Below are 15160 nucleotides of genomic sequence, written 5' to 3' on the forward strand. Positions count from 1 at the left end.
GAGTTGATCCGCCAACCATGACAGTGCAGGACATTTTTTACGTAATCACAGCTAACCAGCACCTTACTGGATTGCTTCGCTATGCTCGCAATGACGGGAGCAGCACGAATTTGCTTACTATGCAAACCTACCGCTCGTCATTGCGAGGCGGCCATGCCGCCGTGGCAATCCAGTTTTTTCAAAGGAATCGCATTGACTCCAGACTATTTTCACCTCTTTATCACGCTGCCAAGGGTTGATCCGCCAACCATGACAGTGCAGGACATTTATTACGTCATCGCAGCTAACCAGCACCTTACTGGATTGCTTCACTGCGCTCGCAATGACATAAGTGGACGGAATCGGCATGAACTTGCTTACTATGCAAACCTACCGCGCGTCATTGCGAGGCGGCATGGCCGCCGCGGCAATCCAGTTTTTCCGAAGCAATCACATTGACTCCAGACTATTTTCACCTCTTTATCACGCTGCCAAGAGTTGATCCGCCAACCATGACAGTGCAGGGCATTTATTACGTCATCGCAGCTAACCAGCACCTTACTGGATTGCTTCACTGCGCTCGCAATGACGTCAGCAGCACGAATTTGCTTACTATGCAAACCTACCGCGCGTCATTGCGAGGCGGCATAGCCACCGCGGCAATCCAGTTTTTCCGAAGGAATCACATTGACTCTTAATTATTTTCACTCCTTTATCACGTAGCCAAGAGTTGATCCGCCAACCATGACAGAACAGGACATTTATTATGTAATTACAGCTAATCAGCGCCTTACTGGATTGCCTCGCTGCGCTCGCAATGACGTCAGCAGCACGAGCTTGCTTACTATGCAAATCCACCGCGCGTCATTGCGAGGCGGCATGGCCGCCGTGGCAATCCAAACTTCCTCACAAAGGAATTACTTGTTCACTCTAATCTGCTTCATTAAACAATACTATCGTATAGATCTTGCCAACCTGGATTCTTGGCCTCGATCAACTTTAACTTCTTTAATCTTGATCCAGCTTTTATCTGCTTTTCTCGCATAATCGCCGTTTCCATGGATTCACAAAGCTCGAAATAGACCAATGTGTGTACCCTGTATTTTTTGGTAAATCCTTCTACCTGATCATTCTTATGTTCCCAAACACGCTTAACAAGATTTGAAGTAACGCCGGTATAAAGTGTGCCATTACGCTGACTTGCCAAAATATAAACTGCAGGCTGTTTTTCCATCCGGAGTGCTGACTTTAGGTTACTAATATGACATGTTATTTACATTTAACGGCTTTACTGGATTGCTTCACTACGTTCGCAATGACGGGGAACGTGACACATCATTTACTTGCAGCGCTAACCATTTTGTCATTGCGAGGCGGCGCAGCCGCCGCGGCAATCCATCCTTTTGCCAAAGAGATAAAATCCATAATCTAGGCAATATTTTCCATACACCTAAGCATGTAACCAAATAATTATCGGCTGACGATGACAGTGAGCGGTATTTATTACGTTATTTCAGCTAACCAGCACCTTACTGGATTGCTTCGCTGCGCTCGCAATGACGTCAGCAGCACGAGCTTGCTTACTATGCAAACCTACCGCGCGTCATTGCGAGGCGGCATGGCCGCCGTGGCAATCCAGTTTTTCCGAAGGAATCGCATTGACTCCAGACTATTTTCACCTCTTTATCACGCTGCCAAGGGTTGATCCGCCAATCATGACAGTGCAGGGCATTTATTACGTCATCGCAGCTAACCAGCACCTTACTGGATTGCTTCGCTATGCTCGCAATGACGTCAGCAGCACGAACTTGCTTACTATGCAAACCTACCGCGCGTCATTGCGAGGCGGCGTAGCCGCCGTGGCAATCCAGTATTGTTATCAAAATAACAACCTTACGATCCAAGAACCCAATCACTCACGATGACAGCAAAATAGACATTCGGCTGACTTCCACAATCTCGGTAAAAGGAATGGGGGATAAGCCACCCTCGTTAATGGCTTTAACGAACGCTTCTGCGCATGCCCTCTGTCCTTTGTCTTGGCTCCAAAGATTCATACTTTTGAAGCCTGGCCATGCATAACTCTTGAGTTTCCGAAAATTATCCAACTGCAATACGCGACCAGCGGCGAAGATTTCTAGGCGTTCCTTGGGGAAAGCCTTGCAGCCGTTGGCAAAATAGTGGACAGTGCCAATCGAACCATCGGCAAATCCCAATTGCAGGCTCACGGTATCGTTGCTTGTTGAGGCCATGGTCATTCGGGTTTGTTCTACAATTGGCGTGTCTGCCAAATAGCGCAATAAATCGATGAAGTGGCAACCCTCGCCGATGATGCGGCCGCCGCCGACCTCTTTATCCTGAGTCCAATGATCACTGGGTATCGACCCCGCATTGACCGTCATTACAAACGATTTGGGTCCGCTTACACTGGCCAGCAACGATTTGATTTTCTGTACATGGGGCGAAAAGCGACGGTTGAAGCCGACCATTACCAGCGGCGCATTGCCTTGATCTTGCAGACGGGCATAGGTTGCTTCAATTTTCGCGAGCTCTTCCAAAGTCAAGCATAGGGGTTTTTCCACGAACACGTGTTTGCCTGCAGTGAGTGCCTGGCATACGAGATCGGCGTGACTGTCATGGCGGGTCGTGATGACCACTGTATTGATCTCAGGGTCGGTGAATACGGTTTCTGTGGCCGTGGTTGTTTCTTCAAAGCCATATTTTCGCCCTGCATGCACGCCACTGACCCCTCCGCTGGAGGCTACCACTTTCATGCGGGCGCCGGTTTGCTTGAAGGCCGGAATCAACACAGAGGTGGCATAATTCCCAGAACCCACGAAAGCAATGGCGGCGTTCATATGCTGAGAGGGAAGCGGGCGTTGGGTGGAAAGCCTGACCGTTTGCTGCCTAAGCTCGGCTTCGGGCTTTTCCTCAGTCGTAGGGTATTGCAAGAGGATTCCCAAGGAAGGTGCGGCTTCGGCGATCAATTGATAGGCCTTTTCAGCCTCATCGATGGCGAATCGGTGCGAAATCAATGGTTTCACATCCAGCCTGCCATCGGCCAGCATATCCAACACAGCTTCAAAATTGCGCTGCTCAGTCCAACGGACAAAACCGACCGGATAATCTTGGCCTTTTTCCTCATAGTTCGGATCATAGCGTCCCGGCCCGTAAGAACACGAAACCTGGAATGTCAGCTCTTTTTCATAGAAATCAGCCCGAGATAATTCGAGCCCTGTGACACCTACCAGCACAATCCGCCCCCGTTTGCGGCACATCAGGGCAGCCTGATGCACGGGCTCGCTGCTTTTGGTCGAAGCGGTAATGATAACGGCGTCGATGCCCCGGCCGCGTGAGAAGCGCTGTGCCGCCGCCACTGGATCTTCTCCAGCGGATAGGTTCACGATCTCCGCACCAAACTGTTGGGCGAGCGCCAGTTTGTCGGCGTCGTAATCGATACCCAGCACCCGGCAACCATGCGCGCGCAACAACTGCACAGCGATTAGCCCGATCAGCCCGAGCCCTGTCACAACGATGGATTCTCCCAGGGTAGGCTGCACAAGTCGGATACCCTGCAATGCAATCGCGGCAATCACCGTGTAGGCGGCTTCTTCATCGGAGACACTATCAGGGATGCGCGCACATAAATTTGTTGGTACAGAGACCACTTCCGCATGCTTGCCATTGGAAGCGACGCGATCCCCGGTGGAGAACCCTGCAACGCCATCGCCTACCTCCATGACCACGCCTACATTGCAATAGCCAAGCGGCAAGGGCTGATCCAGTTTGTTGAATACCGTCTCGACCGTCGGTTTCAGGCCATCCGTTTTGATTTTATCCAGCACCATGCGCACTTTGTCAGGTTGTTGACGAGCCTTGTCAATCCAACCCGCCTTGCCAAATTCGACCAGCATGCGTTCCGTTCCAACGGAAACCAAAGTCTGGGTCGTACGGATAAGGAGTTGGCCTCGCTTGACAGATGGACAAGGAATTTCGGCGATTTCTGTTGCGCCGGTTTTGAGGGATTGCAGGATTTGTTTCATCAATGTTCGATTATCATAAAAAAATGTGTAGTTCAAACAATCTTCATAAAATTATTGAATGATTGTTCATCTTCAAAAAAGTATTTCCATTTTGTATTTCGTATAGCGCTCATATCATCAATTTTTCTTGTGACAAGTAGTAATTCTTTGGGGAAGCGCGCTCGCAATTCATTGACTAAATTATCTAATATGGCTGAATCTGCATTGGAGGACAGTGAATAAACAAAGGTCAATACACCTGGTTTGGTTTGAATGAAACAATACCGGTCTACAGCTAACCACGATGAGGAGTGGAGGCCGAACACCACGTGATTGAATGGCACAGAAGTACCATCCTCCATAACCACTTGCTTGTTAGAACGGCCTTGTAGCCCATGAAGTATGATTGTTTTGCAACCGAGGATGGATGATTCTGCTATTTCAGCCGATGAACAAATATCACCGGTTCGATACCAGCGCTTAGAGAAAAATGGGTTCATGCGGCTCTTGCCAACAATCTCAAGATGATTCGGGTGCCGAATAAATGCGATATCAGAATACCCTGGCACAACAGCATAAGTACCATCAGCCTCCTTGACAGCAAGCGCCACTTGCTCTGATTGCCCATACCAGGCAAGCGTTCTGCAACCTAGCATTGTCAGAAAAAATGCTTCGTGCAAAGCTGTGCACTCCTCGCTTCCAGACAGAACCGCCATCACACCACACGGGAAGGTAAGACCAAGAGCATGGCAACGCCTCAGGAATCTTTCAAGCAAAGATGGATAGCAGTGAATGAATTGCGGTTTAAATTTGCAGATTGCATCGAACTTGAAAATGATTTCTTCATCACTCCATCCTTCGCATGAAATAATCAACCTATTCCCTGCTTGGCGAACGCCTCCTGGCACCAGTACACCACGTAAAACGGCGACTCGTGAGTCAGTGGTAAAACCCACTAAATGCCAAAGACGATCGATAAATGCTTGTTCTCTCTGCAGTGCCGAAATGGGCTGCGGGAAAACCAAAGGTGCGCCCGATGTACCAGAAGTAGAAGCATGGCGCCAACCGAGAGGTAATTTCTTATTTATACATTGATTGCGCATTTCCAACTTGCTTATGGTTGTATCTTCATCCAGATATTTTATCGGTTCGAGGAGAGCTGCATTTTGAGCATCCTGAAGAGCAGAGGCATAAACACCTGTGCGCTTTATAAATTCAGTCAATCTATCTTTAAGTTGGAAAATCATGTCGATATACAGAGCTGGTCTAGTGATTTCCCAAAAATGCATTCATCACCGGCACGATGGACTCATCAAACGACTTATAATTATTTTTGATATTGGCAATTGCCGTTTTAGCAGCGGATAGCCGATTACCATCGCGCTGTAAATCGCGGAGGAGCACTACAAGTGCATCTGGACTGTCGAATGGAACCGTAAAAGCTACTCCTGCTGTAATAAGTGGTGCTGCTGTTTCAATCCCTTCGTTAAGAATGATAGGCATACCCATCACGATTGCATCACCCCACTTATTGGGCAAAGCAAAGCGATTGATACGAATAGCTGGATCATAGAATGTTACGACGACATCATTTGCGAGATATTGCGCTAATGAGTTTACATGCGTGAGATAGCCTAAGTTATTGACATTGCTGTGTTCTAGAAAGCGTAGCTGATCATCCGTCGTACGCCCAGTATTAATAGCGACATTGAAGACGATATCCTTGCAATTTTCCTGCTCGAGCATCGTTGCTGCACGGTCTATCAGATCCAGACCACGCGATTTATTAAGCCAACCATTGATATAAACATGTAGCCGACTATCCTGTTTTGGCTTTGCAATATTCTTAGCTTCCTCAACTTGATTTTGTTCTGGGATGTTGGCTATTTCATACAGTTTTGATGTGCGGTAATCATAGCGCGCCAATGTTGGCACGATATGCGTTACTGCATCACGTGACACTTTCTGTTCGAGCGCAGTGATCATTTTCTCAATAGGCTTTGGTAGATTCCAAAGCAAAACGAGCCGATCGGCATCATCGAACACATAGCCGATACGGCGGCGCAGACGTGAAGCCACCCAAACCGGCAATGCCGTTTCTAATCCCAAACAATAAACACGTTGGGGTGCGTGCCATAAAACCGCTAAAAATACGCGCAGCATCCATGCCAGGTAATAAAAACGGGTCAGTGCACTCTGGAATCCTCCTCCTTTCAGCAATGCGCTTGATTTGATAATTCCCTCGAGATGAGCGCCCAATGTTTCATCGGGTGTGCGTTTCCAACCCCAATAGGCAATATCACGATGATATTGATTTTTAATGATTCTAATCGTTTTAGCTAGCCTAACTCGCTTGCCAGGTTCGCCATGGGGTGCAATAAGTACCACAGTTTTATGGTAATCAATTTTTTTCTGGCTCATTTATTCTCCAAGGTAACAGTGACAAGGCGTTGATAAACTAATCCAGCGCCCACGGCGCATCTGAGCGTCCAGCTAATGAGACTGGCAAGTGCCACTGAAATAACGGTTGCCATGCCTAATGAATGAAAAAGAAGTGATAAGAGGGGTAATGAGAATGCACAGATAAGATAGATAATAGAAGCCTTGAGAAGTGTACGACGGTTTGCGATAACGCCAATAAATGAACCAGGCAGAACATATAGAAGGCGCAAGCAACTAGCCATTGACAAAAGTGTTGCAAGCATAATAGATGTGCTGATTTCACCATATACCAGCATTTCTAACACGTAGCCACCAGCAATTAGTACTGGCCACATAAGTAGAAGTCCAGCTAAACCTTTCCATAGATAGCGTCGTAAATTTTTTAATACACGGCTTTCTTCTTGGCGTACTGCTAGCCCAAAAACAGCAGTTAGGTACTGGTTAAGTATCATGCCGGGAAATAGAAATACAACCGATGCGCGAAAATACTGTGCCACGTCTGCTGTCGTACCAATCTGATGAACCACAAGATTCTCACCATAAGTAGCAATCGAAAGGGAGATGGCTGCTAGAAAATAACTGCTTCCAATGAGATAGATATCTTTAACGCTGCGGATATCATCATGCAACGAAACAAGATTTTTTTTTGCAGGATTTTGAACAATCAACCCTACGATAATCAAGCCACTGATTACAAACGAACCCGTCAGGATCATGCCGATATCGACGTTGTCATTGATAAAAAAGACAAGAATGCCCAAGAGAAACAGTACGCGCCAGCTTCCATTTGCCAAGTAAGCCGCGGTTACTTGTAAATTGGATCGCAACCATTGGAATGCTAGGTTGCTGAATGAAAAGCCAGCAATGGCAACAATACCGACTAGAATCGATGGCACCAGATCGAAATAGGCACCGATAATTCCCAATACAAGGGAAACAACTAAAATATTCGCTCCCCCGACTCGGGTGAGCAAACGCATTGCCTTGGGTTCTCGCACAAGCAATTGATTGATACCAAACAATGCGAAGGTGCTAGCAATCATCATGAAAGATTTTAAAGTTGCCCATAAAGCGATAGCTTCGTCGTTAGCCGATGCTGCAATTGTTAAGTCAGCCACATAGAGAGCACCAACACCGGATAAAAAGATCAGTGCAGATGGCGCAAGTCTTCTTACTACCGAAACAAACTTAGTTTCACCAATCATGAATTAATCTTTTTCGTCACGGCTTTGTGCAATTAAAGCTACATGTTCAGGAAATTTTTTTGCTAGATAATCGCGAGTATCACCGATTATTTGACCAGGATTGCCAATCACTATTGAAAAATCAGGTATTGAGCCACGTACAACTGATCCTGCACCAATAATACAGCCTCGCCCAATTGAAGCTCCTGGCATGACGATTGAGCCGGTTCCAATAAAACTGTAGTCACCTATGGTTACAGGTAAGATTCGGCCTAATGGATTTGTTGTTTGGATTCCCATAGCTTTACCGACAGTATATGGCGACCAGTCATGAGTTAGGATACGTGCATTACCTGATAGCGTTACACCTTCGCCTAGAGATACTAAGCTGTAATCAGTACCATCAATATCAACTTTTCCAGAGATATAGGCTGGGCGCCCAGTAAATCGTGTACCCCAACGGCGTAAGAAAAAAATATAGGTTGCTGTCGCCCAACGCATATTAAATGGTCGTAAGAAGGTAATAAGCGTATAAGCTACTACTCGCTCATATTTTGGCGCCTTTGACATCTTATTCTCCAAAGTTAGTAATCAGTCGATTTGGTGATCTTTCATAGAAAGTGATTAAATGCTAATTCTGGTAAATGGTTTTTCTATTTGTATTACTTAACGAATACAAAATATTATTGTTAATCATAGAGAAATATTATTAACTAAATTAATGACATATGAATCATGATGTAAAACTGTTTTTTTATATTTAAGAACCAGTTATCAGGAGTAGCTTCTTGACCTGATAGAAAATTTAAATGTCCGAAAGGTATCTTCTAATGCTTTTATTAAAGCAAAGAAAATTACCGCATAAAGGAATCGCGGACTGGTAATATCCCCTGAAAACAATGCATTTACTAATTCATATATATAAACTAAAAAAATGAAAAGATAAGTTTTTCGCATTGTAAAGAGTTTATAACCTGTAAATATAATTAGATACGACATAAATCCTCCTGATAGCCAACCCCATTCAACAATGAACTCCAGAAAAATATTATGTGGATACGGCTGCCATAAATAATAAAACTGGCCAATTCCTATTCCGGCTGGATTTTGAAAAATCAAATTAAGTGTATATTCATAAATTTCCTGTCTGATTGATACTGTACCGGTATCTTCTGAAGAGAAACTTAAGCCTCTAGCGCCAGAAAAAAAGCCTAGATACTTAACAAATATAAAAGCAGTAACAAAAAAGAAACCTAATGTAACTATTGAAACAAGTTTTCTTCTATAGGGTGAAAAAAACGCAGCAGCAATTACTACTGCCATTACAGCTATGAGTGGGCCGCGGCTTCCAGTAGCAACAATTGCATACAAAGAAATGAAAATGATTGTAATGAGCAATAGAGGGTTATATTTTCTCGAAACTAACAAATGAACGGATCCAATCGCCGCTAGCCCTAAGACACGTGCCATCCAGATCGGGTTATTGTTGTCAAAGCTCACTCTAGCTTCTTGATAGGCGGTTGGTGAACTAAAGAAAGTTATTATGGCGATCAAACCAATTAAAACAAAAGCTTGATCAGTAATTGATGAATAACGATCACGAAGGAGAATAAAGGATGTGACTATACCGAAGATAGTTATGACACCCAGAAATGTCTTTATTTTTTCTTGTAAGCTAACTGACCATGACAAGGATACTGCTACTAAAAAGAAAGCAATCGTAAAGAAAAGTACAAATGTTATAGCTGCGCGAGTAGCACGCCCAGTCTTAAAAAAAGAGTATATGCCTAAGGCTATTAGAGAAATTGCAGAGAAAAACTTAAGGTTCGAAGCAAAACCCGAAAAAAGTGAAGTAAGTGGATATGAGAAGGCACATGCGACTAAAAATATATCCATGAACTGCCTTTTAGCAAAGCGAATTTTCATTTATTCTGTACTCGATCTCTCTGACGAATTACAAATGTAGATTCTGAGTATTGATAACTGTTTTCTATGGATGATCTAAGTACTATGGAATCATGCTGGTTTATCAGTATTCGACGCTCATCAGTATCTTGCAAATAGCTGTAAGTCATAACAATACCCCCTCATCAAAAGCTATGTCATGGATGGGCAGACGTTTCAGATTGGGTACTGAGAGTAAAACGTCTACTTTCCGTCCATGCTTCAAGCGGCTCACTTTGGCGGAAAACGTGGCGGCCGGTAGGGCAGGGTTTTCCGCGGGTTCAGTCAATTCGAGCATCAGGTCGCAGTCTCCTCCAAGTGCTTCATCGTCCAGTCGCGAGCCGAAGAGCCATACGCGGGCATGGCTTCCTGCCAGTTGAATGGCAAGTTCGTGAATGGCTTGGGCTTGTTGTTTAGTCAAACGCATAGTGGATGAGATTCCTTGTTATTTTAGTTTGTGAGAGATGAAAGTGTGAAGGTACCTCCATGCGACTGGATGGCCACGGCGCGTTGCGCCTCGCCATGACGGGTTGGGGTGAAGTTGCTGCTGAGGTTTTTCGTCATTGCGAGGCTTTGGCCGAAGCAATCCAGGTTGGTTCACTGGTGATGCTTGGTGGCTTGGGCAAGTGGTGTTGGTTGAGCGGGCGTTCATTGTTATTTGAGGCAGTGCTGGATGGCCGCGGCGCGTTGCGCCTCGCCATGACGGTTTTGGGTGATGTTGCTGCTGAGGTTTTTAGTCATTGCGAGGCTTTGGCCGAAGCAATCCAGGTTGTTTTTGAGTCGATCAATCGGTTTTTCCCTTGTTTGCAGCGTGTATATCTTTTCGAGCATGACTGGAGGCGTGATCAATCTTGCTTGATGATGCCACGCAGCTTGAGTTCGTCGATGACTTGCTGAACGCACGATTCCAGGCTTGTTTTTCCTGTGCTGACGATGAGTTCTGGATTCAGTGGGGTTTCGTAGGGGGAAGAGATGCCAGTGAATTCGGGGATGAGTCCAGCACGGGCTTTTTTATAGAGGCCTTTTACGTCACGTGATTCACAGATTTCAACCGGGCTGTCGCAATAGATTTCGATAAAATCGCCATGCTCGACCAGGCCGCGTACCCGTTCACGTTCCACGCGATATGGGGAGATAAACGCGGTCAGCACGATAATGCCCGCTTGCATGAAAAGCTTGGCCACTTCCCCGACGCGACGGATATTTTCTATCCGGTCTTCGGGGGTAAAGCCAAGGTCGCTGCAGAGGCCATGGCGGATATTGTCACCATCCAGCACAAACGTTCGGTAGCCGTTCTGGTGTAATTCTTCTTCAACGGCATGCGCGAGTGTCGATTTGCCTGCGCCGGAAAGGCCGGTAAACCAGAGGATGGCACCGCGATGTCCATTGAGCGCTTCTCGTCTGATGCGGGTAACCGTGGCGTGGTGCCAGACGATATGTTTAAAAGTAGGAGATAAGTCGGTCATGATCAGATTTCGTGGTTGTTGGTTCGTTTGATCGGTTCATTGGAAAATTGGATGGTGTCGAGGCTGGTTTCTCGCGAATCGAGTGTGTGACTCTGTCTCGGTGAAAAAATTGTGGGTGGAGCGTGCCTCTCGAATAAGGCTTCGAACACCAGTATCGTGGAGGTAGCACTGCGCCGTTCCGAGATACGTTGTTCATTGCCTGTGGGATTCCCCTGATTTTGCAGCCTCCGCTCATTCTTGCTGCTTCGTTCGATAAATTGACGCACCTGGATGCCATGCCGTTCCAGCATGCGTTGCTGTACCGACGTGATGTATCGCTTGTTTTCCTCGTCCATTGCAATGTTGTCGCTTATGAGCCGGATATTGAGGGCGACCGAGTAGCGTTTTTCGTTATGCTGGTGCGGCGAATATTGTTCTACGACATGTACCCAGGAATCGGCAGCCGGTCCGAGTTCTTTAGAAATCATTTTCACCAGGCGTTCGGCTTCAGTGGCGCTGTAGCTACCTAAGAACATGCCATGATTTTCAGTCGGGATGAGTCCCAGGAAGGCATGAAGATGACGCAGTGCCATAATGAAGTACCATGGGCGCAGTGTGACATAGAAATAACCCATGTAGATCAGCAAGAAGCTAAACAGCATGACGAATTCGGGGATACCCAAATATAAACCAGTTAGCCCAATCGCACCAAAGAGCAGGTGCAGGAATGCGATGACTAGTACGGTATCTTCGACGCGAAAGCCTGCGTGCAACAAAATATGATGCAGATGGTTGTGGTCCGGCGTGAAAGGAGATTTTCGCAGTGATAAGCGGCGTAACATGACGCTGATCGTATCCATGAGCGGAATGGAGAATAACCAGATCGCCGTGACCGGTGTGATGGCGGGATGAGCGCCTTGCGATAAATCGACCAGTAGCCAGGCAAAAAGAAATCCCAGCAGCATGCTGCCGTTGTCTCCCAGAAAAACCTTGGCGCGCCGTTGAGCGCCATAGCGCAGGTTAAAAAACAAGAAGCCTGCCATGCCGCCGGCAATTGCCGCAGCCAGTGTAAGATTGGGCATATCGCCCGCAACCAACGCCACAGTACTGATCAACAATAAGCTGATGAATGAGACCGTTCCGGCCAGTCCATCGAGCCCATCGATCATATTGAGTGCATTGATGCCGCCGATGGCGGCAAAGACCGTGAACGGTATGGAGAGGAGGCCCAGCGTGAGCGTCATGCCAGGCAGGAGTTCTCCCAAATCGCTGAGGACTACGCCACCCGCAGCAACCATGATCATTGCAACCATAGCTTGAATGATCAGCCGCACTTTATAATTGAGTTGCAATATATCGTCAGCAAAGCCGGTAGCAAAAATGATGATTGCACTTAATCCTAAGCTCAGCCACTTGAGTGATTGATCGGGGTAAAGCATGAACAATACGACGAGTGCGATGGCTAAGGCTGCGAAGACGCCCACACCGCCAACAAACGGGGTAATGGTGTCATGTTGTTTGTGGCCACCCGGGTGGTCAGCGATGCCGAGCGCAAGTGCCTTGTCGATGGCTAAACGAATTACGATGACTGATAGCAGGGTACTGAGAACAAATAAGAAAGCCATTTGCGTTATTGGATTAGTGGTAACCATGGGTCAATCCTTACAAATCATAGTGAAGAATCATAGTGGCACAGCTTTATTAAATCTTTTTGAATTCACTATGCAGTGTTTTTAAAACGCTGAATTGTAGTCAGTCCGGCCCGTTCAGATTCATTGCACTGATCGGCAAGCTCCAGTGTGATAGGCAGCATCACTTGGATGTGAGTACCCTACTACAAAGCGTTTATCTATGCAAATAATTCTCATTCGCTGAGGTGTTGGGTTTTCTGCAATCAATCGCTCAAGCCTACAATTCATTGACAAATCATTAAAAAAATCATCTGCGTTTTTGCCGAGTTCTGACCTGCGTGGCTTGGCTGGCATACCTTAATTAGAGGCCAGTTTGTATCAGCATATGGTTCATATGGTATGAATTTTCGCCTGATCACCATTCATACGCTTTGATGCCAGTAGTGAGTGAGTTTTAGCATAGATACCGAATAATGGGAATGCGACAATTTGCCGCAGAGGGCACTCGCATTGAACCTGTTGCAGTTGGGCTAACCGCTGAAAAAAATCAATTTATAGGGCTTATTATCGTTTAGATATCAAGCGGGTGGTCCTGTGTGGTGTCCAGGCTTAATTCTTCGATAATGAACATGATGAGTTCTTGGGCAAAAGAACCAAAGCCAGGTGCCACTTTGCCAATACTACTCAAAATGATTTGGCCTTTCTTGAGCACCCGTACCAAATGGTTGAGGCCGCCTTCTTCATGAAAGCTCAAATAACTGTGTTCGAAGGATTCGAGTTTGAGGTCGAGCTGGCTGCCTGTCAGCCCCGCTTCGGCCATGGCCGGGGAGTCGGTGGGGAACTGGATGTAATCATGCTCCTTCAATCTAATCAAGGTCGGAATGGCTTCTTCCAGGCTATGGCTAAGGTTTAACCTAAAATTTGAGCGGAACAGAACAGGACTCGATTTATCGATGAATTTCAGCAGCCCTATGATGGCCATAAGAAAGTCTTGAAGATTCTCTATTTTTTCAGGCATGTTAACTTCCTTGCTTGCAATAGCATTCTGATTTATTTCCGGAACGGTATGATCAGGATATTGATGAAACGGCAGCAGATTGCCGTGTCGCGCCATTCCCTCAGGCCGATCGTCATGTTTTGGTGGCCAGCCTGGGGCTGATCGCGATAAGTTCGGAATAATTTATCCCAAATAACAAGATTAAAGCCAAAATTACTATTCATCTCCTGGCTGATAGCCGAGTGATGAACCCGATGCACGTCGGGGGTGACGATCAGTTTACGTAACCCTTGATCCAATGCGGCGGGTAAACGGATGTTGCTATGATTGAACATCGCCATTGCATTGAGGATTACTTCGAATATCAATACAGCGAGCGCGGGTGCACCGAGTAGCGTAATGGCGGCGAATTTGATCAGCATCGAGAGCAGCATTTCGAAGGGGTGAAAACGTGCGCCGGTTGTCACATCGATATCCAAATCGGCATGGTGGGCCCGATGGAGCCGCCAGAGCACAGGGAATGCATGCATCATCACGTGTTGCCAGTAGATGACCAGATCGAGCAGGAGGATGCTGACAATCACTGCAAGCCAGGAAGGGGTTTCAATCCAGTTGAATAGTCCCCATCCCTTACTTTGTGCGTAGATCGCCATGCCGGTGCCTGCGATAGGAAAGAGTAGTCGTAGCAAAATGCTATTGAGCAGCGTCAAGGTTAAATTACTGCGCCAGCGCAATAGTTTCGAAACGGTCAGAGCGCGTTTGGGGGCGTGGATTTCCCATGCTGCCATGAGTAAAAAAATCCCGAAGAAAAATCCTAACCGGACAGCGATTTCATTCTCGATCATGGTGAATATGTTGGCAGTTTGCTTAGTGATGCGGATGTGTCTGCCCAGGTGCGGCATGGCGTGCATGATCGCTGAGCTGGGCATCGAACCATCGGTGGATGGCTTGCACGAGTGAGGGCGATTTGGCGGTGTAGATTATCTGAGCGCCATTGGCAAGCGCTTCATATTCAATCTTGATTTGTCCCGGTTGGGCCGACCGCAATTCGGCCAGCCCCGGCATGTCATCCCCATGAATCTGCGCAGGCCTGGAAAAATCAGCATTGGCAAATGCTATCGAGATTTCGCGAAGATGCGCGCGTATCAACCGAATCTGTTCGGTATCGAGCTTATCTTTGACGATAACCTGCTGAATGCCGCCACGGGTTGTTTTTGTAAAGAAGTGCATGGTTTTTTCCAGATCAAATGGCATGACATGGACGCCGCGCTCAGCGACATCATCAAGGTGCTGCTCATTTGCAGGTTCAACCGCGTAAAGGGGGGTAATCAGCAGGAGAGTGATCAATAAAGATGTGAAGCGTTCATTCATAGTTTTATCCTACCCTATTAATCAGGGAGTACATCGGTTTATATATTCATATGCTTTGCATCTCAAAATTCGGCATCGATATCATCTCCCGCCAGGAGAAGATTGGATGAGGGATGGTAAAACCGAATTTTGGGGCGTAATGAGC

The 15160-nt window shown here is 46.6% G+C and carries 16 protein-coding genes; 3 read left to right on the forward strand and 13 right to left on the reverse strand.

Translation table 11 applies throughout. The features are described from left to right. Positions 1 to 81: 81 nt before the first annotated feature. Positions 82 to 438, forward strand: a complete 357-nt coding sequence (locus C8R30_RS03590) for a hypothetical protein (protein WP_107789568.1) — start codon at positions 82 to 84, stop codon at positions 436 to 438. 484 nt (positions 439 to 922) lie between these two features. Here the strand turns inward: C8R30_RS03590 and C8R30_RS03595 are convergent, their stop codons facing one another. Next, the gene (locus tag C8R30_RS03595; protein WP_090670229.1) at positions 923 to 1213 is read right to left on the reverse strand and encodes a GIY-YIG nuclease family protein; all 291 of its coding nucleotides are present in this window, start codon (positions 1211 to 1213) and stop codon (positions 923 to 925) included. A 322-nt stretch (positions 1214 to 1535) separates the two neighbouring features. Here C8R30_RS03595 and C8R30_RS03600 point away from each other — a divergent pair, with 322 nt between their 5' ends. Beyond that, positions 1536 to 1904: a hypothetical protein gene (locus tag C8R30_RS03600; RefSeq protein ID WP_107789569.1), complete on the forward strand. Its 369-nt coding sequence runs from the start codon at positions 1536 to 1538 to the stop codon at positions 1902 to 1904. On the opposite strand, the gene C8R30_RS03605 is transcribed toward C8R30_RS03600, so the two are convergent. The 7 genes from C8R30_RS03605 to C8R30_RS03635 form a co-directional block, all read right to left on the reverse strand. Then, positions 1896 to 4022 carry a bi-domain-containing oxidoreductase gene (locus C8R30_RS03605; RefSeq protein WP_107789606.1) on the reverse strand — a complete coding sequence of 709 codons (2127 nt, stop codon included), beginning with the start codon at positions 4020 to 4022 and terminating at the stop codon, positions 1896 to 1898. The genes C8R30_RS03600 and C8R30_RS03605 overlap by 9 nt on opposite strands. A 32-nt stretch (positions 4023 to 4054) precedes the next feature. Beyond that, a complete protein-coding gene (locus tag C8R30_RS03610; protein WP_107789570.1) occupies positions 4055 to 5290 on the reverse strand; it encodes a phenylacetate--CoA ligase family protein in 1236 nt (411 codons plus the stop codon). Continuing rightward, entirely contained in the window at positions 5268 to 6422 is a 1155-nt protein-coding gene (locus C8R30_RS03615) for a glycosyltransferase family protein (protein ID WP_107789571.1), read from the reverse strand. Before C8R30_RS03615 ends, C8R30_RS03610 begins: the two co-directional genes overlap by 23 nt. After that, on the reverse strand, positions 6419 to 7648 hold the full coding sequence (locus tag C8R30_RS03620; protein ID WP_107789572.1) for an MATE family efflux transporter: 1230 nt from the start codon (positions 7646 to 7648) through the stop codon (positions 6419 to 6421). Before C8R30_RS03620 ends, C8R30_RS03615 begins: the two co-directional genes overlap by 4 nt. A 3-nt stretch (positions 7649 to 7651) precedes the next feature. Next, a complete protein-coding gene (locus C8R30_RS03625) occupies positions 7652 to 8197 on the reverse strand; it encodes an acyltransferase (RefSeq protein ID WP_107789573.1) in 546 nt (181 codons plus the stop codon). Between the two features lie 204 nt (positions 8198 to 8401). Next, the gene (locus tag C8R30_RS03630; protein ID WP_107789574.1) at positions 8402 to 9553 is read right to left on the reverse strand and encodes an O-antigen ligase family protein; all 1152 of its coding nucleotides are present in this window, start codon (positions 9551 to 9553) and stop codon (positions 8402 to 8404) included. A 145-nt stretch (positions 9554 to 9698) separates the two neighbouring features. Beyond that, entirely contained in the window at positions 9699 to 9998 is a 300-nt protein-coding gene (locus C8R30_RS03635) for a hypothetical protein (protein ID WP_219908815.1), read from the reverse strand. 59 nt (positions 9999 to 10057) lie between these two features. Between C8R30_RS03635 and C8R30_RS03640 the strand changes: the two genes are divergently transcribed. Then, positions 10058 to 10468 (forward strand): hypothetical protein, encoded by a 411-nt coding sequence (locus C8R30_RS03640; protein WP_107789575.1) that lies wholly within the window; start codon positions 10058 to 10060, stop codon positions 10466 to 10468. Here the strand turns inward: C8R30_RS03640 and cysC are convergent. The 5 genes from cysC to C8R30_RS03665 form a co-directional block, all read right to left on the reverse strand. Then, positions 10417 to 11037: an adenylyl-sulfate kinase gene (cysC, locus tag C8R30_RS03645; protein ID WP_090670340.1), complete on the reverse strand. Its 621-nt coding sequence runs from the start codon at positions 11035 to 11037 to the stop codon at positions 10417 to 10419. The genes C8R30_RS03640 and cysC overlap by 52 nt on opposite strands. 2 nt (positions 11038 to 11039) lie before the next feature. Continuing rightward, positions 11040 to 12668, reverse strand: coding sequence for an MraY family glycosyltransferase (locus C8R30_RS03650; RefSeq protein ID WP_258191928.1), 1629 nt, complete (start codon positions 12666 to 12668; stop codon positions 11040 to 11042). Positions 12669 to 13218: 550 nt separating this feature from the next. Further along, complete coding sequence (locus tag C8R30_RS03655) at positions 13219 to 13665, reverse strand: hypothetical protein (RefSeq protein ID WP_107789576.1); 447 nt, start codon at positions 13663 to 13665, stop codon at positions 13219 to 13221. A 32-nt stretch (positions 13666 to 13697) separates the two neighbouring features. Then, a complete protein-coding gene (locus C8R30_RS03660; protein ID WP_239654043.1) occupies positions 13698 to 14573 on the reverse strand; it encodes a sterol desaturase family protein in 876 nt (291 codons plus the stop codon). Next, the gene (locus tag C8R30_RS03665) at positions 14512 to 15015 is read right to left on the reverse strand and encodes an aspartate carbamoyltransferase (protein ID WP_107783978.1); all 504 of its coding nucleotides are present in this window, start codon (positions 15013 to 15015) and stop codon (positions 14512 to 14514) included. The genes C8R30_RS03660 and C8R30_RS03665 overlap by 62 nt, the downstream gene beginning before the upstream one ends. Positions 15016 to 15160 lie beyond the last annotated feature (145 nt).

It is taken from the genome of Nitrosomonas nitrosa (assembly GCF_003051105.1).
Taxonomy (GTDB): Bacteria; Pseudomonadota; Gammaproteobacteria; order Burkholderiales; family Nitrosomonadaceae; genus Nitrosomonas; species Nitrosomonas nitrosa.